This is a genomic window from Clostridium saccharoperbutylacetonicum N1-4(HMT), assembly GCF_000340885.1.
GTDB lineage: Bacteria > Bacillota > Clostridia > Clostridiales > Clostridiaceae > Clostridium > Clostridium saccharoperbutylacetonicum.
The window spans coordinates 1752509-1772468 of record NC_020291.1 but is presented as its reverse complement, the minus strand read 5'-3'; the positions used below and the strand labels follow the sequence as shown (position 1 = coordinate 1772468).

General features: G+C 28.2%; 18 protein-coding genes and 1 riboswitch. Of the genes, 2 read left to right on the top strand and 16 right to left on the bottom strand.

Going from position 1 to position 19960, the window contains the following annotated elements; all coding sequences use genetic code 11:
* Positions 1-93 precede the first annotated feature (93 nt).
* The 7 genes from CSPA_RS07875 to CSPA_RS07845 all read right to left on the bottom strand — a co-directional run bounded on the left by CSPA_RS07875 (position 94) and on the right by CSPA_RS07845 (position 8684).
* Positions 94-2505 (bottom strand): homocysteine S-methyltransferase family protein, encoded by a 2412-nt coding sequence (locus CSPA_RS07875; protein ID WP_015391702.1) that lies wholly within the window; start codon positions 2503-2505, stop codon positions 94-96.
* The gene (locus CSPA_RS07870) at positions 2495-3178 is read right to left on the bottom strand and encodes a vitamin B12 dependent-methionine synthase activation domain-containing protein (protein ID WP_015391701.1); all 684 of its coding nucleotides are present in this window, start codon (positions 3176-3178) and stop codon (positions 2495-2497) included. Before CSPA_RS07870 ends, CSPA_RS07875 begins: the two co-directional genes overlap by 11 nt.
* Positions 3179-3628: 450 nt before the next feature.
* A riboswitch (SAM riboswitch) is annotated at positions 3629-3736 on the bottom strand.
* A gap of 53 nt (positions 3737-3789) precedes the next feature.
* The gene (locus tag CSPA_RS07865) at positions 3790-4740 is read right to left on the bottom strand and encodes an MraY family glycosyltransferase (protein ID WP_015391700.1); all 951 of its coding nucleotides are present in this window, start codon (positions 4738-4740) and stop codon (positions 3790-3792) included.
* Between the two features lie 160 nt (positions 4741-4900).
* Positions 4901-6736, bottom strand: coding sequence for a M56 family metallopeptidase (locus CSPA_RS07860; RefSeq protein ID WP_015391699.1), 1836 nt, complete (start codon positions 6734-6736; stop codon positions 4901-4903).
* A 3-nt stretch (positions 6737-6739) separates the two neighbouring features.
* On the bottom strand, positions 6740-7114 hold the full coding sequence (locus CSPA_RS07855; RefSeq protein WP_015391698.1) for a CopY/TcrY family copper transport repressor: 375 nt from the start codon (positions 7112-7114) through the stop codon (positions 6740-6742).
* A 285-nt stretch (positions 7115-7399) separates the two neighbouring features.
* Positions 7400-7948 (bottom strand): PadR family transcriptional regulator, encoded by a 549-nt coding sequence (locus CSPA_RS07850; protein ID WP_015391697.1) that lies wholly within the window; start codon positions 7946-7948, stop codon positions 7400-7402.
* A gap of 13 nt (positions 7949-7961) precedes the next feature.
* A complete protein-coding gene (locus tag CSPA_RS07845; RefSeq protein ID WP_015391696.1) occupies positions 7962-8684 on the bottom strand; it encodes a 4Fe-4S binding protein in 723 nt (240 codons plus the stop codon).
* Positions 8685-9032: 348 nt separating this feature from the next.
* On the opposite strand from CSPA_RS07845, the gene CSPA_RS07840 reads away from it, so the two are divergent.
* Positions 9033-9845: a MerR family transcriptional regulator gene (locus tag CSPA_RS07840; RefSeq protein ID WP_015391695.1), complete on the top strand. Its 813-nt coding sequence runs from the start codon at positions 9033-9035 to the stop codon at positions 9843-9845.
* A gap of 160 nt (positions 9846-10005) precedes the next feature.
* On the opposite strand, the gene CSPA_RS07835 is transcribed toward CSPA_RS07840, so the two are convergent.
* From CSPA_RS07835 to CSPA_RS07820, 4 genes are all read right to left on the bottom strand, one after another.
* Positions 10006-11670 (bottom strand): B12-binding domain-containing radical SAM protein, encoded by a 1665-nt coding sequence (locus tag CSPA_RS07835; protein WP_015391694.1) that lies wholly within the window; start codon positions 11668-11670, stop codon positions 10006-10008.
* Positions 11671-11832: 162 nt separating this feature from the next.
* Entirely contained in the window at positions 11833-12246 is a 414-nt protein-coding gene (locus CSPA_RS07830) for an FMN-binding protein (protein ID WP_015391693.1), read from the bottom strand.
* Positions 12247-12281: 35 nt separating this feature from the next.
* Complete coding sequence (locus CSPA_RS07825; protein WP_015391692.1) at positions 12282-12932, bottom strand: TetR/AcrR family transcriptional regulator; 651 nt, start codon at positions 12930-12932, stop codon at positions 12282-12284.
* Between the two features lie 176 nt (positions 12933-13108).
* On the bottom strand, positions 13109-13669 hold the full coding sequence (locus CSPA_RS07820; protein WP_015391691.1) for a glycoside hydrolase family 18 protein: 561 nt from the start codon (positions 13667-13669) through the stop codon (positions 13109-13111).
* Between the two features lie 169 nt (positions 13670-13838).
* On the opposite strand from CSPA_RS07820, the gene CSPA_RS07815 reads away from it, so the two are divergent.
* Positions 13839-14696, top strand: coding sequence for a YitT family protein (locus CSPA_RS07815; RefSeq protein ID WP_015391690.1), 858 nt, complete (start codon positions 13839-13841; stop codon positions 14694-14696).
* A 327-nt stretch (positions 14697-15023) separates the two neighbouring features.
* Here CSPA_RS07815 and CSPA_RS07810 read toward each other — a convergent pair whose 3' ends face one another.
* The 5 genes from CSPA_RS07810 to CSPA_RS07795 all read right to left on the bottom strand — a co-directional run bounded on the left by CSPA_RS07810 (position 15024) and on the right by CSPA_RS07795 (position 19933).
* Positions 15024-16769 carry an AAA family ATPase gene (locus CSPA_RS07810; RefSeq protein ID WP_015391689.1) on the bottom strand — a complete coding sequence of 582 codons (1746 nt, stop codon included), beginning with the start codon at positions 16767-16769 and terminating at the stop codon, positions 15024-15026.
* Positions 16770-16903: 134 nt separating this feature from the next.
* Positions 16904-18322: an ATP-binding protein gene (locus CSPA_RS07805; protein ID WP_241393465.1), complete on the bottom strand. Its 1419-nt coding sequence runs from the start codon at positions 18320-18322 to the stop codon at positions 16904-16906.
* Positions 18323-18375: 53 nt separating this feature from the next.
* Entirely contained in the window at positions 18376-18504 is a 129-nt protein-coding gene (locus CSPA_RS30705; RefSeq protein WP_017810768.1) for a hypothetical protein, read from the bottom strand.
* A 390-nt stretch (positions 18505-18894) separates the two neighbouring features.
* Positions 18895-19488 (bottom strand): SUKH-4 family immunity protein, encoded by a 594-nt coding sequence (locus CSPA_RS07800; protein ID WP_015391687.1) that lies wholly within the window; start codon positions 19486-19488, stop codon positions 18895-18897.
* A 106-nt stretch (positions 19489-19594) separates the two neighbouring features.
* A complete protein-coding gene (locus tag CSPA_RS07795; protein ID WP_015391686.1) occupies positions 19595-19933 on the bottom strand; it encodes a hypothetical protein in 339 nt (112 codons plus the stop codon).
* Positions 19934-19960 lie beyond the last annotated feature (27 nt).

The window sequence follows — 19960 nt, the reverse complement described above, 5'->3', positions numbered from 1 at the left end:
TGGTTTTTGGATTTGGAACATCATTTATGTTATACCCAAAATATCAAAGAATATTCATATTAGATGTTAAATTTTTAAATTCCCCTCAAAGCATTATCCAAATACTTTTTTAGCTATTTCTACTGATTCCTTTGCATCCTTAGCATAAAAGTCAGCCCCTATTCTTTCTGCCGTATCTTTAGTAAGCACTGCTCCTCCAACAAATACTTTTCCTTGATATCCATCCTCTTTCAAAGCTTTTATTGTTTCTTGCATACTTTTTAGGGTCGTAGTCATAAGAGCGCTCAAACCAATTAGCGACACTTTATGCTTTTTAGCCTCTTCCACAACTGTTTCTATAGGTACATCTTTACCCAAATCAATCATTTCATATCCATAGTTTTCCAAAATGACTTTTACAATATTTTTACCTATATCATGAATATCGCCTTTAACCGTTGCAACTACTATTTTTCCTCTTGATATAGCTTCAGTATTATTCCTCGCTATTTCAGCTTTTAAAACTTCAAAGGCATTTTTTACTGTTTCAGCAGCTTGAATAAGCTGTGGAAGGAACAATTCACCTTTTTCATATTTTTCTCCAACCACATCTAATGCTGGAATTAAATATTCATTAACTATTTCAAGTTCCTTTTTCTCCTTTAACAATTCTATAGTAGCTTGTTTTGCTTCTTCCTTTAAACCTTTTATAACTATATATTTCAAATCAGCTTTTTCATTATTACTTACAGATAAATTATTATTTACTGTTGCTCCATCCTTAGCAGTAATTTCTGTTGATACTTCTACATTAGCATAATTATTAATATATACTTCTGCCCCTTTATCATAATTATACAAAACATTATAGGAATCAATTACTCTTGTCATACCCTTAGCATTTGGATTTATTATTGGTAAATCTAAACCATTTGCAAGAGCTAAAGCTAAGAAAGTTTCATTGACTAATTCTCTATTTGGCAATCCAAAGGAAATATTTGAAACCCCAAGCACTGTTTTAGCACCCAGCTTCTCTTTAACCATTCTTACAGCCTTTAAAGTTTCCTGAACTTCTTTCTGCTGTGCAGATACAGTCAAAACTAAGCAGTCAATAAATACATCTTCTTTTTTTATTCCATATTCAGCTGCTTTATTTATTATTTTCTCAGCAATTTTAAATCTCTCTTCTGCCTTATTAGGAATTCCTCTTTCATCTAAAGTTAAACCTACAACACTTGCTCCATATTTTTTAACTAATGGAAGTATTCTATCTAAAACTGCATCTTCTCCATTTACGGAATTTAATATAGGCTTTCCATTATAATATCTAAGGCCAGTTTCTATTGCTTTAAGATCTGAGGAATCAATTTGAAGTGGAATATCCACAATTCCCTGCAATTCCTTCACAACCTTATGCATCATAGCTGCTTCATCAATTTCAGGCAGTCCAACATTAACATCTAAAATATGGGCTCCAGCTTCTATTTGAGATATTCCTTGCTTTAATATATAATCCAAATCTTCATTTTTCAAGGCTTCTTTAAACAATTTCTTTCCTGTTGGATTAATTCTTTCACCTATGATTCTAACACCATCTATTCTTACCACCTTTGATGGCGTACAAATTGCAGAGTACGTTAAATTTTCAATTGGCGCTAATTTTTTATCCTTAACCCTAGCAGCTAATTCTTTAATATACTCAGGACTTGTGCCACAGCATCCTCCAATTATTCTAACTCCTAAATCAATAAAACTGCACAAGGTATCAGCAAATTCTTCCTTAGTTACATCGTACTTTGTTTCACCATTTAAATCTAGCGTTGGAAGCCCTGCATTAGGCTGTACCATTACTGGAATATGCGCCAAACTGCATATTTCTTCAATAACAGGCTTTAATTGTTTTGGTCCTAAGGAACAGTTAACTCCAAGAGCATCAACTCCAAGTCCTTCTAAAACAAGTACCATAGCCTCTGGAGAACAGCCAGTAAAAGTTCTTAAATTTTCTTCAAAGGTCATTGTACAAAATACAGGCAGCTTTGAATTTTCTTTAGCTGCTAATATTGCTGCTTTAAGTTCATATAAATCAGTCATAGTTTCAATTAAAATTATATCTGCACCTGATTTAACACCTTGAACAATTTGACGTTTAAAAATTTCATAAGCCTTGTCAAAGCTTAAAGTTCCCATAGGTTCTAAAAGCTCACCTATTGGGCCAATATCTAAAGCAATATAAGTATTACTATTACCTTTTGCTCTTTTTGCAATTTTAACAGCTGCATCTACAGCTTCTTCTACTTCTAAATTGCAAAGCTTTAACTTTAATTCGTTAGCTCCAAAAGTATTAGTAGTTATTACATTAGCTCCACTATCTATATATTCTTTATGAATTTCTTCTATAATATGTGGTTCTTTTATATTTAGAACCTCTGGATTTTCGCCAAGCTTTAACCCCTTCCTTTGAAGCATAGTTCCCATTGCTCCATCAAATATTAAAATGTTATCCTTTATAATTTCCTTAAGCCCCACAGGATTCACCCTCTCTTCTAAAATTGCAATTTTCGTAATTATTACATTCCTTACAAGTCCTTTTTTTCTTTTCTATTTCACCTTCAACTATACCAATTATTGCTGTTACAGATTTCCTGGGAAATAATAAATTATTTTCAGATACTGTAAGTCCAATTTTCTTTTGCGCATCTAATGCTCTTAGAAAGCTATTTTGAACATCTAATGGCAGATCTCCATACCCAGGACTATATCTAAAAGTAATACTACAGCCATTTGCTGCTGCCTTTTCTTTAACAACATTTTCTACAGCATCACAGACTTCTTCTACTGCTGTAGTAGCACAAGCATCAAGTATAAGTGCTTTTGTTAAATCAGTTTTTTCATATAGCCTAGTTTTCTTTTCCACTTCATTACCTAAAGTCACAGCTAATAATACACATTTCTTTGATTTTTTTAAATGCTCTTTTATATCTTTTCCTTTAAGAATTAAATTTGTGCCTATTACTTCCACACCAGCTTCAACAGTTATTATATCTTTATATTCATATATAACTCTTGGGATAATTACCTTTTTCCCTTCTTCTCTAGCTTCATCAATAATTCTCTCTAGGTTTTCATCTAGAGCTTGCCCTTTGTATCCAAGATATCTAAGAACTTCTTTCCTGCTTATTGCAAGTTCAAATACATTCATATTTTATCCAACCTCTACCGATTTAATTTTTATTATAGATATCCAAATTAATAATCAAACTTATAAATGGAATATACATACACCATTGAGAAATTATAATCGTAACACTACACTAGAAATTAGATACATATTTGTGCAAGCGGCATATGAAATTAAGCTGTGATGGTTATTAGTGGAAGGTTGTTCCATTTTCTGCTTGTCATAAATTTACTTTAGGAACATGCAGAAATGGGTGCAACCTTCCACTTAGAACCCATCCAGTGATAATTTCATAAGTCCGCTGTAATAAATATGTGTTTAATTTCGGTAAGTTCCGCATATATCTAATTCTTGCTTTGGATATCTATAACTGAGAGTTTCTAATTTCAATCGTCAATGCTCAATTGTCAATTATTTTTAAAGAACAAAAAAGCCTAAAGGTATTTCCTTTAGACTTTAAATCTTCAAAACACCTTATCTATCAGCTCTTACGCTGCAGGATTTAGCACCTTATATATTTTCAAATATATCGGTTGCTGGGTTTCTTCGGGCCAGTCCCTCCACCACTCTTGATAAGTCTTATAATTAGCCATTATATATTATTAAATCATATTTGTAAAGAAATTATATATTTATTTCTTAATCCATAATAAAAGTAATGATGCTATACTAAAAGCTAAACTTATTAACATTATGTAATTTACAACTTGAACAGTAGTAAAACCTTTTTCTGCCAATCTAAAATGTATTTGACTTCTATCAGCTTGATATACAGGTTTACCTTCTGAAAATCTTTTAAAGATAACAAACAGATTATCAAAGATAGGCACTGCTAAAGCTAATATTGGTATAAACAAACTCATAATAGTAGTTTGTTTAAAAGCTCCATCTAAAGCTGTAATGCTTAAAATAAATCCTAAAAAATTAGCTCCAGAATCGCCCATAAACACCCGTGCTGGGAATTTATTATAATATAAGAAACCTAAAATAGTTCCTACTAAAATTACAGATATCATTGCTGATTCACTTTGCTTCAATATTATTGCAGCAACCAAGAATGTCATTGCTGATATTAAAGACAATCCTCCTGCTAATCCATCCATTCCATCTGACCAATTGATTACAGTAGTAACTCCAAATATCCAAGTTATTGTAAGTATAAATTGTACAGTGGAATTAAGTTCTATATAATGTCCTGTAAAAGGATTAGTAAAGCCTGAAAAAGCAATCTTAGAGTTAAACACTAAAACAGCTGCTATCAATTGAATAACCAATCTAGGAAATATAGGAAATTCCTTTCCTTTAGTTTTATACCAATCATCTACAAGCCCTATTATTAATATCATTGTGGCTGCAATAAATACTGTTTTTTGTTTTTCAAAATCATCTTGATAAAATGCAAAATATGATATGAAAAAACCAATATATAAAGCTATTCCACCACATAATGGTGTTGGTGCTTTATGTTGCTTTCTTTTATTTGGTTTATCTGTAAAATGTATCTTTTTAGCTAATCTCATAAGAAAAGGCATGGTAATCATTGCACCTAAAAGGGCTACTACCATTGCTAATATATAATTCATCTTTTCTACTCCTTAGTTAAGTCTATGAAAGTAAATTATATCCACCAATATCCAATTATTCCATCTTGGCTTACTTCCCATTTGATTATACTATTAAAGGTATCTTATATCAATTACAAAATTATTAAGGTTATACTTATAAAAATTAATAATTTATTATTTAACTTTCACTAACTTGTTTTAAAACATAGTACCAAGGAGTTGCTCCTCTTTCTCTATAATCTCCATTTTTCCATTCAAAGAACATATATTTTGAACCGTTAATTTCCTTTATTATGTACTTTGATGCTGTTTTATTATTTACATCTAATACTAAATCTTTTGTCCAAGTTATAGTTTTATCTTCAATTTTGCCATTTTCATCGAAAATTAAATTTTTTAAATATAAATCCCCATTCCATGCCTTCTTATCAGGATTAAATTTATCTACATTTTCAACGAAATCAACACTTTCCCACTTTCCAAGTACTTCAGTATCATTTATAAAAGGATAATCAACTTTGTCAACTCTTGTTTCAACTTTGTCTCCAGAAATGTTAATATCGAGTGCTGGTGTTGAACTAACCTTTTGTAATACATAGTAATAGGGCTCCATACCTCTAATTGTATAATCTCCACTTTTCCATTGAAAGAACATATAAGTTGTCCCATCAATATCTTTGATAACATAACTACTATCTGTCTTGTCTACGTCATTAATAATATGATCCTTTGTCCAGGTAAAAACTGTTCTTGGAACCTTTCCATCCTCTGTAAAACTTATATCTTTTACATATAAATCGCCAGTGAACTGCTTGGTATTTACCTTAAATTCTTCTATGTTCTTAACAAAATCTAAGCTCTTCCATTCACCAACTATATTAGAATCCTTAACAAACGCATAGTCAATTTTATCAACTTTTGCTGCATTGCTGCCATTTATGTTTGAAGCTGCTCTTGCATTAGTAAGTACAGCACTACTAATTACTAGTAAAGCTGCAACTGCCATTGCAGAAAATCTATAGGCTTTTTTATTAAATAATTTTATCATAACAATTCTCCTTCTTACTTCAGACTTATTATTTACTATCGAAGTTGTTCCAATTAAATGTGTTGACTTAGAAAACTTGTCAATCATCTCAATAATTGTATAACCATATTCCTTAACTTCTTTATCTTCAGTATAAGAAAGTGCAAGCGAATCACAGCATACTTCCATATCTTCCTTCATTTTTCTAAAGCCATAATGGATAATTGGATTAAACCAATAAATTACCTTTAAGAAAATAATTATCCAATTTATAACTATATCTCTACGTTTTAAATGAGATAATTCATGAAGAAATATATATCTTAATTTATCAACATCTATTACCTTATTAATATTATTAGGAATTAATATTACAGGCTTAAAATAACCAAATAATGCAGGAATCTTCACAATGGACGTTTCAACTAAAGCTATTTCTTTTTTGATGCTCATTTCATTTTTGCACTGTTTTAATATACTTAGAAGTTCATTATTGTTCGATTTACCATTGTTATTTATCTTTCTTCTTAGTCCTCTATACACAAAAAGTATATAAGCGAAAATAAATATTACTCCAATTAGCCAAATAAAACTAAAAATATTCATTCCTGATAAACTAGAATTCATAACTTTATCAGTAGAAAAATCCATAGAATTTATGGTTCTTAGAATCACATCATGGTTATCTAAAGAGCTAATTTTACTTCCACTTCGTGCCAATACAGTTCCGAAAGTTTCAGTTTTATTTGAGAACAATAACAAAATATTGTTTCCTACTCCATTAATAATATTAAAGATACTAAATGGACTTTCAGGTAGCTTAAATATAGTTAAACGGAATATTACTAAAAACCATAAGGTATATTGAAATTTAATTCCTAACCTTCCTTTTGAATATTTTCTAAAAATAAGAAGTAAACAAATTAATATACTAGTTGTAATAGATGTTTGAAGTATTACTTTAAATAATTGGCCTAAATAATACATAAATTACTTATTCCTTTCATCTAGTATACTTTTAAGATCTTCTATATCCTCTTTGCTTAAATCACTTTCTTTGATAAAACTTACTAACATATTTTTAATGGCACCATTATAAACTTTACTTAAAAAGGTTTGATTTTCTGCATGTATACATTCATTTTCATTTATTAAAGGATAATAAAGATATTTTCTTCCTTCTTCTTTAAATCCAAGTGCATTTTTACTAACTAATCTACTTATTAAAGTCTTTATTGTTTTAGGTTTCCAATCCTTTATATTTTCTAAAGCCTCAATAATTTGATTTGATGTACACAGCTTTTCTGACCAAACGATTTTCATTACTTCCCATTCTGCCTCAGATATCTTAGGTATTTCTTCCATAACCTTCACTCCTTTATTTAGTATTACAATTGTAATCCACTTTAAGAGTACAACTGTAATCCATAATTGTCAAGATATTTAAGTATAAATTTTCCATTGACTATTCTTTGTATATAAAAAAACACTTTTTCTAACTTAACCTGTTGCAAATTGTAGTTAATAATATTCACCAGTTAAGTGAAATTATCAGCGGAAAATAGAATCTTTCATCTAACTGGTATTATTCTCTATACAAAAAATACTGACAAGAATCTCCTGTCAGTAAAATTTACTGTATCTTCAGTTTTATTCATAATCTTTATTCAAAAGCTCCAACATTTCATTACTCCAATCAACATACAATTTGGTCTGGCGTATACCCAAATTTAAGACGCATAATATATTCTTATGATTATTATGCATTTCTATATTTTGCTTTAAATCTGCATCAAATAATTTGAATAACTCTAATTTTCCCTCAGCTTCTTCTTTGAACTTAATAATATGTTTTCTCATTTCTTCAGAATTTTTATCAGTTGATAAATACATCTTCAAAAGCAATTCACTTCTGGCAGTATCCTTTTCATTTTCTGCTTCCATCCATTGCTTAAGCTCTTTTTGCCCTTTAGAAGTTATTGTATATCTTATTTTTTCACGTTTTATTTTATCAGATGGTTCCTGCTTAGAAAAATCAATTAATCCTTCCTTCATCATTTTGCTAAGTTCCGGATATATTTGTCCAAAACTTTCCTGCCAAAAAAACGACATTCGCATATTTATAATTTTTTTCATTTCATATCCACTTAGTTCTTCTTCTTGAAGCAACCCAAGCAATACATATCTTGTTTTTTTCACTTATCTATCCCCTTTAGTTCACTTTATAAGTAATAGCCTTTTTAGGACAGCTATCAACACAAGCTCCACATAATATACACTCACTGTCCTCCATTTTCTCCACATTAACTTTCTCTGAAACATTAAGGCTCATAGGACAACTCTTATCACATATATGGCAATTTATACATTTATCCTTGTGAGCTTCTAATCTGATTTTTTTAATATGAAGCAGATTTCCTAATTTATTGCCTATCACCATAAATGGTGCCATCCAACAAAAATAGTGACAAAAGATTCTTTTACCAAATAAGACAGATGGAATAAAAACTAGAAGTATTACCAAGTAATATATAATGTATCCATATATATTTGATATTGATATTCCATGATCAGTCATATAAAAAAAATCTACCGTTAATTTTTGTTTGCTAAATACAAAACAAAGAATTATACCTATTATCCATATTAGCCAAATTACATATTTTATATTATTCTTCCAACCCTGTTTAGCTTTTTTGTCATTAATGAGCACAGTACATTCTTGTATTCCGCTAACTGGACACAAATACCCACAATATGCTCTTCCTAAAAAAACAGAACTTATTAACATTAAAAGAAATATAATGAAACTACCATTAATTACTCCTTCCAATGCTCCTTGAATAATTAAATATGGTGAAAAATAATATATAGTTATTGGAAACAGTAACATTGAACTTATTAAAAACAATTTTCTAACATTTTGTCTCTTCATATTTTAACTCCCCCATAATATATCTTTTAGTTATATATATGTATCTTAAAGATATATTAATACAAGATAATATGTATGTCAATTATAATTTTTCAAGTTAGCACCACCCTTAATCGGTGGTATTCTAAATATAAAAAAATACTGACAAGAATCTCCTGTCAGTAAACTTTACTAAAAATCATTTAATTTTGCGTATGCTATCTTCTACTATTTCCTTAATATATTCTATGTCAAATTCATTTCTGCAATAATATGATAAAATATAAAATAAGATATTGACTCTAACATAGTGTGAGGCATTATTCTTAATTTGTAGTTAGCAATGATATTTTTCAGGGAGTTGATTTTATGTTTAAGATTGGATATTTTTCTAAACTGACAATGGTATCTGTACGTATGCTGCGATATTATGATGAGGTTGGACTTTTTAAGCCTGCTGAAATAGATACATTCACCGGATATAGGTATTATTCAGCTAAGCAAATCACCAAACTTAATCTCATTGTTGCCCTTCGCGATATGGGCTTTAATGTGTCTGATATAGCCATTGCTGTGAATGAGCAATCTGATGCTAAATTGAGAGACATTTTAAAACAAAAAGAAGAAGAAGTTAAAAATAATATTAAAGCCGAAAAAGATAAACTAAGAAAAATCACTGCTACAATTAAGAATTTAAAAAAGGAGAAAATCAATATGAATTATAATGTCACACTAAAATCAGTACCGTCCTATAAAGTTATCTCATTAAGAGATACTATACCCACATTTGACGCAGAAGGAATCCTTTGGCAAAAGTTAAGCAAATATATTCAAGATGAACAGATTTCTTGTGGTAATATTGCTTATGCTACTTACTACGATGAAGATTATAAAGAAGGGCCAGTTGACATAGAAGTTTCAGTTGTTGTTGAAAAATTATTAAATGATGCTGGTGGCTTTACTTTCAAAGAAACTATCCCAATAGAACAAGTTGCAAGTGTATTAGTTCCAGGTGATTATTCAAATATTGCTCCTGCATATAATTTTCTAGCACAGTGGATTGAAGAAAATGAATATACCATTTACGGGTCTGCACGTGCACTACCCCTAAAAGGAGTTTGTAGCGAAGAAAACTCCCATGAATACTTGTCTGAAATACAGGTTCCAGTCAAAAAATTATAAATTAATTAAGGCATAATCAAAAAATAACAAATGAACATTCTAGTCTATTTCTTGTTATTTTCTTTCATATGCCTAAACTTTTTCAGAGCCCATAAGGCTCTGTTTTTTTATGGACTATGCACTCTTTGGTATTGTTCCCTTTGCTAGCATAAGTTTAACTTTATATATTATCTAATTTAATATATTCATTATTATTATTAAACAAATAATATGTAGTTTCTTCTACTAGTTCGTCTTTTGACATATATAGCTCTATATTCATGCTAAACTTCTCTAAATGATGTTCCTTAAAGGAATACTCTTCTCTTAGCTTTTCTTTAATACTCTTTTCTTCTTCTCTGTCCATTTCACTTCTTAAGAAGTCTGGCAACCCTCTTTTTTTATAATAAGTCAAATAATTAAACCTAACTATTTCTTTTAAATATTTATTACTTTCTTTTAGGGCTAACTCATTAAAGTCTAAAAACACTTTATAATACTCAACATTTCCTATATTTTTATTAAAGTATCCTTGCTCTTCAAAAAACATTCCCAAGCTATAATAAAAATCAAAAGGCTTATCAAATTTTTCCTCAAAGTATTTTATTATAAGTTTAAACTTTTGAGAATTATAGTATTTATCAACCATTTCTTCAACTTTTTTAAGTTTTAAAAGTTCTTCATAAGATATCTTATCTGTTTTCAAAATTTCATATGGTGGATATGGTGAATATTCCATTCCATATTTATCTGCATCTTCTCTCATGGAAGATCCCTTTAATAGTTTTAAAAATCCAAGTTGTATTTCCTCCGGTCTTATTTCATACATGTCATTAAAAGAATTTTCAAAAGATTCATAATCCTCTCCTGGAAGTCCTGCTATTAAATCTAAATGCTGATCTATATTTCTTAAGGCATCAATTTCTAAAACTTTTTCTTTTATATCACTGAAATTAACAAATCTATTAATATTTCTTAAAACCTCATCATTAGTAGTTTGGACTCCAACTTCAAATCTAAATCTTCCTTTTGGAGCATTTGCTAAAAGTTCTATTTCCTGAGGCTTTAATATATCTGCTGATATCTCAAAATGAAATTGAGTATTTGTGTCTTGGTTTATTAAAAAGTCCCATATAGCCATTGCAAATTTTGAATTACAATTAAAGGTACGGTCAACAAATTTAACTAATCTAACTTTTTTATTTATAAAATACATTAAATCCTTTAATACTCTATCTATATCTAAAAATCTAACTCCATGACTTGTAGATGAAAGACAATATTTGCAGTTGAAGGGGCAGCCTCTTGAAGCTTCGTAATATACAATTTTATTACTTAAATCTTCGCCTTCTTCATAAGGAAATACAATTTCCTCCATAGACATTAATGGACGTTTTTCATTAGAATGAACTATTTCATTAGCTTTATAATGCAGACCTCTAACTTCTTCTAATTTCATTTTTCCTAATTTATATAATATGAAATCCCTATAAGTTTTTTCTCCTTCGCCTTCAATAACGTATTCTCCTACATTATTTTGAAGAAAACTTCTTGAGTCAAAAGAAACCTCTGGTCCACCATATAAAATTTCTATATTAGAATCCACTCTTTTAATTAAGTTAGCAATTCTAGAAATTAATTCAACATTCCAAATATAAGTTGAAAATGCAACTACATCAGGTTTTTCCTTAATTATTTCTTCAAGGATTCTTCCTTCTCTATCATTTATAGTAAATTCTTTAATTTTTCCTTCATAATCAAGATCCTTTGTAAAATTCTTTAAATATCTAACAGCTAAATTACTATGAATAAATTTAGAATCAACTGCTGTTAACAATACTTTCATCTGTAACTCGTCCTTTCATGTATCATTAAATTTGAAAATAATAATAATTTTTAATACTTTATATAGTATACCTTATTAATCCCTTAATAAAAAGGACTAACGCTAATTTAGTGTTAGTCCTTTAAAGGCATTCCAAACAACAATTTTCAACTCAATTAACATTCATTGCTTAATCTTATCTGCACTTTTTAGCGCATTTTCAATAGCTTTTAAAATAACTTTAGAACTATTAGTAGCACCTGAAACCGTATCGACTTGAAGAGATTGAGCTTGTACTACTTCTTCTGGAATAATCTCTGCCTTCTTTCCTCTTTCATTTTTATGTTTAACTAATTCAATATCTACTATCTTATGTTTTTCAACTTTAACATTAACTTCGGCTCCAATAAAAGATGTCTCAAATTCACCTGGATAATTTCCATCTTTTATTTTTGACAAATCAACATCTGCTATTTTAATTTCTTTTATAGCTTCTTTATATTGTTTAACATCCATAAAATATTTAATACCATATACTCCACCACATAAAATCAAAATACAAATGACTATAATCAGAATATTTTTTACATTAATCATACAAAAACTCCTTTAATCCTTTATCTTACACAATTCTAATTACTTCTTATTGAGTTAATTACAATTTCAAAACCCACATCAATTAATTCTGACATTGTTTTGTTGTAGCTGTTATTTATGTACTTTTCCTTTTTATCAATTAACCATATTAGTCCCATTAAATGTGACCATAGTGTAAATACAATTGCTATAGGATCAATCTTATTTGAAAATTCTCCTGTTTCAATTCCTCTAGCCACACATTTCTTTAAAATATCTATAGTCACTTCTCCTTCTTCATAGCACTTCCCGACTATTGTTGATTTATTTTTACTATGAAAATCCTCATCTTTATTTTGATAGTCCATCATTGCTTTAAAGTGTGCAGGATATTTATCTTTGAATTCAATAAAACACATACCCATAGTTTTTATTTTTTCACTTTCTGTCTTATCAGAGATTTCAGATAACTTTTTCTCCACCAGTTCATTTATCATTAAAAATCCTTTTAGCATTATTTCATAATATAATTCTTCCTTACTGCTAAAATACGAATATATGGTTTTCTTAGTAAATTCAGCTTCTTTAGCTATATCATCCATTGTTGAATTTTCAAAACCTTTATCAACAAATACTTTTTCTGCTGCATTGATTATGTCATTTCTTCTAATTTGCTTTTCCTTTTCTTTTCGTTCAAGCATCCCCATTTTTATTCCTCCAATTTACCAACTTCACTAAATATAACCTAAAGTATACTAATAGTATACTTTAGGTTATATTTAGTGTCAAGCTATCAATACTTTACTTATAGTTTTTGCAACAAAATTCATTTTTATGCAAAAAAAATCCCCTCCTAGTGGGGACAAAATTAGCAGGAATTAATTTATGTTAAACAGCTATAATTAGCACTTTCACAATCAATTTTTTCTTCTACTATAACTTCAGTTTTTAACTTAGTTCCTCTCACAAAAAAAACATCTTCCCAAGCTTTAACTTCCTCTATTTTAAAATATTTAACAAGAATTTTTTTTATTTCTTCAATATTTGAACTTAAAAGTATATTTAAATTTTTGAAAGTAAATTCCTTGACTTTTCCTTTTGGTAAGATAACCTTTATTTTATTATTAAATACTTTTCCTCTTTCTTTATTAATATCCCAAATAAATATTTCTCCAGAATCTTTTATATATGAGCTCATCTCCTTTATTAAGCGCTCCTTTTCAAAGCTCGTCCATATCTTATTTAAATCAAAAAAGAAAGTACATGCATCATATTTTCTACTTTTCAAATTTATTTTACTATTATTATCAACATAATCTAAGGATAACTCCTCTTCTGCGTCCTTTGATATATTGTAGATAATTCCAAGATTTTTTTCTCCTACATCTAATATGTCTCCTTGTAGACAAACATCTTCTAAATCAATTACCAAAGTCTTTCCCATAACTTTTCCTCCTACATCCATATATTAATTACATTTTACCATTATTTTGAAATTTTTTCTTCAGTTTTTGAATATACTTTTCATATATATATTGATAATTTTGTAATTAGGCTAAACTATAGTATAATATGCATAAAGAACGTATAAAAATAAAATAGGAGGCGATTATATGAAAAGTAAGAATAATCACATTTTAACTCTTGTCTATAGAGTTGTATTGATGAGCATAGGTTCAGTTCTTGCCTCAATAGGTCTGGAAATATTTTTAATCCCTAATAACATAATCGATGGTGGAATAACAGGTATATCCATAATGGCAAGTTATATAACAAATTTACCTTTAGGGTTATTTGTATTTATCTTAAATATACCTTTCCTAGTTTTGGGATATAAGCAAATAGGTAAGACCTTTGCTCTATCAACCTTATTTTCCGTTATATGCTTATCAATTGGCGTATCTTTTTTACATCCAATACCAGGTATAACTAAAGACATACTACTAGCAACTATATTTGGCGGAATTATACTAGGCGTTGGCGTAGGTATAATTATAAGAAATGGCGGTTCTTTAGATGGAACTGAAATAGTTGCAATTATCATGGATAAAAGAAGTAGTTTCTCTATTGGAGAAATCGTAATGTTCATTAATTTATTTATATTAGGTGGATCTGGTATACTCTTTGGCTGGGATAGAGCAATGTATTCACTAATGGCATACTTTATTGCTTTTAAAGCTATAGACATTACCGTTGAAGGTCTCGATGAGTCAAAAGCTGTAATCATTGTATCTGAAAAAAATAAAGATATTTCTGAAGCATTAACTGACAGACTTGGAAGAGGTGTTACCTTATTACATGGAGAAGGTGCTTATAAAGGCAAATCAACAAATGTCATCTATGTAGTTGTATCAAGGCTAGAAATTGCAAAGTTAAAAGGAATAGTCAGCGACTTCGATGAAGATGCATTAGTAACTGTTACCAGCGTTGAAGCTTCTGGAAAGAGATACAGTAAAAAGGCTATTCACTAATGATATCCATTATATACCTATCTTAATTTAGATAGAAAAGACAAACTCATAGAAAAATAATTTTTCTTAATTGTAAAACCTCATTTTGGTTATTCTTAACCAAAATGAGGTTTTATTTATAGTGAAATTTTTCCGAATTTGATACACTTTTTGAATTAGCAAAAACACTAATGATATCAATGGTTTTATAATTTAGAAGCTAAACTGTTGCTTTTAAATAATATGTATTTAGTACCTAAATAGTAAATCAAGAAGTATCTTAGTTTATAATTTAGGTACACGAAATAAGGTAGTCTATCATTCAGACTACCTTGTAAATTCTATATTCTAACCTTGTGTAACTTTAACCTCTTTACCTTTAAATACAATTGCCAGCTTTAATATATTCTGTACCCCTCTTTGTACTAACTCAGTTTCATACTTCTTTTCTTCTATTTGCTTTAAGGCATCTTTTGTTGCTTCTTCTATTGTATCATCTAAGAAATAATCAATTTTCTTAAATTCAATAATAATTCCTGTTCTAGAAACATCTTTAGGTATTATAATAACATCGTACCTTCCATAACCACTTTCTTTATTTGACTTTACTTCATAATCATTTGAAAGTGATATAAGCATTCCAAGTACAAAAGCATGATAAACTCTTTCTGGTTCTTTTCCTGATGCATCAAAATAACTTAAATTATTAATTACAAATTCTTTAAAAATACCCCCAAATACTTTTATATTCCCACTTATTAATGTTTCTAACATTAATTCATATTTTTGATTCGTTATAGTTTCTAAAAACCATTTTTTAATTAAATTATTGTAGAAAATCAATACTTCTTGATTAGGAATTTTGAGTTCACAATTTAATACTCCCTCTACATTTTCAGTTTTAATTGCCTTTAAATATCCACTCATCAGTAAAAAACTCCAAATATTTTCATTTGAATCTTCCACCTCTGACATTACTATATTATCCTCAATTACTTTGTATATTGATTTTTCTTCTATAAGCTCTTCAAGTTCAAGCTTCATATTATTGTCACCTTTAAGCAATAGCTTTTTTATCAAATCATTGCTGCTGCTATTAATCCAATAAGGCTTAAAACCTTCTCTCTTCTTTTTTAAATAATTTAAAACTGACCAAGGGTTATATATTACTTCTCCACCAAAAATATATCCATTATACCACTTCTTTATATTCTCTATCTCAGCCATCGTGTCATAATAGTTTAATAAATTTTCAACTTCTTCTTCTGTGAATCCAAATTTATCATTAAAATCATATCCTAAAATAGTGTCTACTTCTAGATTGTTAAGTCCCGAAAAAATGCTTTCCTTTGCAACTCTAAGTATTCCTGTTATCATGGCTTTTTCTAAATACATATTATCTTTGAGTGCAGAGGTTAATAAATTTCTTATTAAAACAATCATTTCATCATGCTGTGAGAGTCCAAATCTTGTATTTGGCTCCTCGAACGCACCCAGCGAACGAATGTGAGTCGGGTTTCCTTTATTTAAGTAAGCTTCTTGAATTGGTACATCATATTCATCTATAAATAACATTACTTTTCTGCCATAGTGCTTATTAATATACATCATCAGATTACTTATACCCTCTGAGAAAACCCCTACTGGAGCTTTTCTTGATATTATTTCCTTAAAATCTGCCTTATCAAACTCAGACAACTTATCACTTTCTAATAAATATTCATACTCCTTATATAAATTGGACAGCATCATCTGTATTCCAACTTTAAAATCTTCATAAGATAAATGCTTTTGATTTTTAAATGTAATAAAAATTATTGGATATGCTCCTTGATTTTCTAATATTTTGCTTTCATTTTCTATTTTTAACCCTTTAAATAAATTCTTTGTTTCTTCCTTAGTTCTTATATCAAAGAAATATCTTAACATACTTAAATTTAAAGTTTTCCCAAACCTTCTTGGTCTTGGAGTAAGAATAATCTTGGCTCCATTCTCAAAAAATTCTTTTATAAGTAAACTTTTATCTACGAAATAATTATTTTCTTCTATCAATTCTTTAAAATCAGAAGTTCCTATTTGTATTATTTTTTTCATTTAATTCACCTTCTCCCAACTCTAAGCTTCTCTATGCATAATTATTATATACAGTTTGTCATTCCTAAATCTTTTTATAAACATCAATAGCAAATTCAACTAATGATTAAAGTCTTTTCGTACAGTTTAACTTACTAAATATTTTTTATATCTTTAAACTCAAATCGTGGGAATAAATATATTGGAATTGTATATATTTTATTTGCTACTCCACCTTCTGTTAATCCTTTAAGATAAATAGCAAAATTTATTTTCCCATTATTTAATGACTTAGTTATAGTTTTTCCTGAGTTCTTTCCTGCTTTAACTTCTATACCATAAACATAAGCATTTTCTCTATTTCTATAAACAAAATCTAATTCTCCATCCCCATATACAGCAAACATTGGAACTGTTGGTATTTTATCTACTAGACATTGATAGACAAAAGTCTCATTCAATACACCATTAGATTCTGATAATAATATATTGGATTTATTCAAAACATAATTTGCCATTCCTATATCTGACAGAAAATATCTTTGGCGTTTTTTTATGTTAGTAAAATCGAATTCCACTAATTTATCGCAATCTTTAACAAATTTTGAGGTATGAAACCATTGAAGAATTCTATTACAATTTTCTTTATTTATATTACTTGAATACTGTTTTACTATAATTTGTTGCAATTCTTCAGTATAACTTCCACTACTAAAACCTTTTTTATTATTTGCAAGCATTTGAATTATTGCATTTATACAATCTTCAAACATTCTTGCTGTTAATATGTCTCCATCAAAATATCTTGCAGATTCTTCACAAAAAATACGTAATAACTTTTCAAATAATCCTTCTAAGTTATCCACACCACCATTTAAATATTCACAAACTACTTCTGGATATCCACCTACAATACAATAGTCTTTATATTTACTATAAATAAGTTCATAGTTATTCTTTTCAGATTTTCCAAATAAATCTAAAGCTTCATAAACTTCGCTTAAATTAATCGCATTAATAAACTCTACAAAAGATAATGGTTTTATTTCAAGAAAATCCACATCTCCCATTGGAGACCAAAATTCCTTTTTCATTACAACTCTGCCTAGATAACTTCCTGTCATAATAAAGTGAGCTTCAAATTCTCTTGCAAATTGTCTTATCATATTGTATATTTTATATTCTTCTTGAATCTCATCAATTATTATTACACATTCCTTATTGTCTATGAATTTCTTAGAAAATCGTTTAAACATTTCCTTTAAAGAATTAGTATTTTCTCTATCAAGTATTCCACTTGAGCGTTCATCCTTTATTTTATTATAAATAGAGAGTAAATCTTCTCCACTTTCTTCTAATAAATTAATGTAAATTACATCTTTATAATTCTCATTGGCAAATTTTTTTACTAAGTAGGTCTTCCCAACTTGCCTTGCACCTTCTACTAATAATACTTTATTAGTATGGTTATTTTTCCATTCTAATAATTTATTATAAGCATCACGTTTTAAATAGATTGATCCTTCCTGCATACCATCACTTCCTATCATTGTATATTTTATTTTTATATCCAAAGTGTGTTATTTTTTTATTTTCTAGTTAATTATATTTTGTTTGTCTATATTTATTATAACCAATTTGTAAGTCCCTTCAAACTTTTAACTAAAATAAATGATGTTAATTTGTTTAATCCATTTTCAATACTATATACCTTTTTCATGTATCTTATCAATTTTACAAAGTAATTTCTTCTCAAAATAAACCCTCATTTCGGTTATTAATTTAACAAAAATGAGGGTTTATTTATAGCGAAAATTTTACGAATTTGATACACTTTTTAAATTAGTAAAAACACTAGTTATATCAATGGTTTTATAATTCATAAAGCAAACCGTTACCATTTTACAATACATTATTTTTTTATAATTAGTATTTTCATTCAAATATTTTATAAACTCTTTGCTTAACTCTATCTTGTTATTATAATTTTTAATGACAGTTAATATTATTCCCATTCAGGAATAGTAAATAATTAACCTTATACCTTTATTGATTTTTTGCAAACAAAATCCACCTTTTGTTAGTCTACTTTCTAGATTTTTCACTTAATATTGTGTTTAATTTCTACAAGTATTTTTGTTTATTTCTATATGTTTTCTTCTAATCTCTCTATTTCATTACTCCAAAAACTATCATCAATGAATGAATATTTATCAATTTCTGATAATTTTTCCCTTAATAATTTAATATCCTTTTCTGTTACTTCATCATCAAAAAATGCTGTTTCCGCTCCTCTACTACGTACTATATCCACAATATTTTTGTAGACTAATAAACTTTCTAAAAATTTATTTAAAGAATAATTAACATAATACTCATTTAATGTTTCATAATTAATCTGGATAACTCTAAATTTCTCATTCAAAACAAAGACATCAGTTTCAATGTTTCCTAAGACAATATACTCCTTAAAATAAATTTTTATCTTTTCTAGTTCATCTTTTTCAACACTCTCAGAGTCTTGGTATAAATTTAAATCAAAATGGTCACTTAACCTTTTTCCACCTCCATTTGACTCATCAAAAAATTCTATAAATGGTGCAACATATTTAGGTACACCTATTTCTTCAAGTATCTTTCGAGTATCTTCTGGAAAATTATAGTTCAAAGATAACTTATTAAAATATCTTATTATCCCATCCCCATTTGCAAGTTCAATTATATTTTTTTCATTAACCATATTTATCTCTCCAATTTTATTTAAATATTAATTATCCATATTTAACACCAATCATTAGTTGATCTTATGTAAAGCTACTGTCATCTAATATACAGTTATAATAGATTTATTCTGTTTTAAGTATTCTACTAATATATCTTAAAAATTTGACCATGGCTGTTTCGATATCATCCTTACATCCTGGGTTCCACTCGATAAAACTATTCATATCTCTTGGAATATTCATAATTAGCTCAATAACTTTCTTATCTATTTGATTATAATTATCATATATTCTTATCATCTCATCTAAAATAATATATGTGTTTTCTAATTTTTTTTTATCTAATCCTTCTCCATCTCTTAATCTAACCAAAAACCCCATTTCTTCATCTTCTGATCCTAAAATATTATTTCTTAATTCATCTATTAATTTCTTTTCTATAATATTTTCCTTCATTCTCATTATTCACTCCATATCTTACCCTACTTA

What these genes read in the sequence shown, in the direction of transcription:
- CSPA_RS07835 (WP_015391694.1), bottom strand. Translation starts at nt 11,670, where the DNA reads ATGAAAGTATTGTTAACAGCAGTTGATTCTAAATTTATTCATAGTAAT.
- CSPA_RS07800 (WP_015391687.1), bottom strand. Translation starts at nt 19,488, where the DNA reads ATGGTTAATGAAAAAAATATAATTGAACTTGCAAATGGGGATGGGATA.
- CSPA_RS07815 (WP_015391690.1), top strand. Translation starts at nt 13,839, where the DNA reads ATGAAAAGTAAGAATAATCACATTTTAACTCTTGTCTATAGAGTTGTA.
- CSPA_RS07830 (WP_015391693.1), bottom strand. Translation starts at nt 12,246, where the DNA reads ATGATTAATGTAAAAAATATTCTGATTATAGTCATTTGTATTTTGATT.
- CSPA_RS07795 (WP_015391686.1), bottom strand. Translation starts at nt 19,933, where the DNA reads ATGAGAATGAAGGAAAATATTATAGAAAAGAAATTAATAGATGAATTA.
- CSPA_RS07825 (WP_015391692.1), bottom strand. Translation starts at nt 12,932, where the DNA reads ATGGGGATGCTTGAACGAAAAGAAAAGGAAAAGCAAATTAGAAGAAAT.
- CSPA_RS07860 (WP_015391699.1), bottom strand. Translation starts at nt 6,736, where the DNA reads ATGTATTATTTAGGCCAATTATTTAAAGTAATACTTCAAACATCTATT.
- CSPA_RS07820 (WP_015391691.1), bottom strand. Translation starts at nt 13,669, where the DNA reads ATGGGAAAGACTTTGGTAATTGATTTAGAAGATGTTTGTCTACAAGGA.
- CSPA_RS07840 (WP_015391695.1), top strand. Translation starts at nt 9,033, where the DNA reads ATGTTTAAGATTGGATATTTTTCTAAACTGACAATGGTATCTGTACGT.
- CSPA_RS07810 (WP_015391689.1), bottom strand. Translation starts at nt 16,769, where the DNA reads ATGAAAAAAATAATACAAATAGGAACTTCTGATTTTAAAGAATTGATA.
- CSPA_RS07870 (WP_015391701.1), bottom strand. Translation starts at nt 3,178, where the DNA reads ATGAATGTATTTGAACTTGCAATAAGCAGGAAAGAAGTTCTTAGATAT.
- CSPA_RS07855 (WP_015391698.1), bottom strand. Translation starts at nt 7,114, where the DNA reads ATGGAAGAAATACCTAAGATATCTGAGGCAGAATGGGAAGTAATGAAA.
- CSPA_RS07845 (WP_015391696.1), bottom strand. Translation starts at nt 8,684, where the DNA reads ATGAAGAGACAAAATGTTAGAAAATTGTTTTTAATAAGTTCAATGTTA.
- CSPA_RS07865 (WP_015391700.1), bottom strand. Translation starts at nt 4,740, where the DNA reads ATGAATTATATATTAGCAATGGTAGTAGCCCTTTTAGGTGCAATGATT.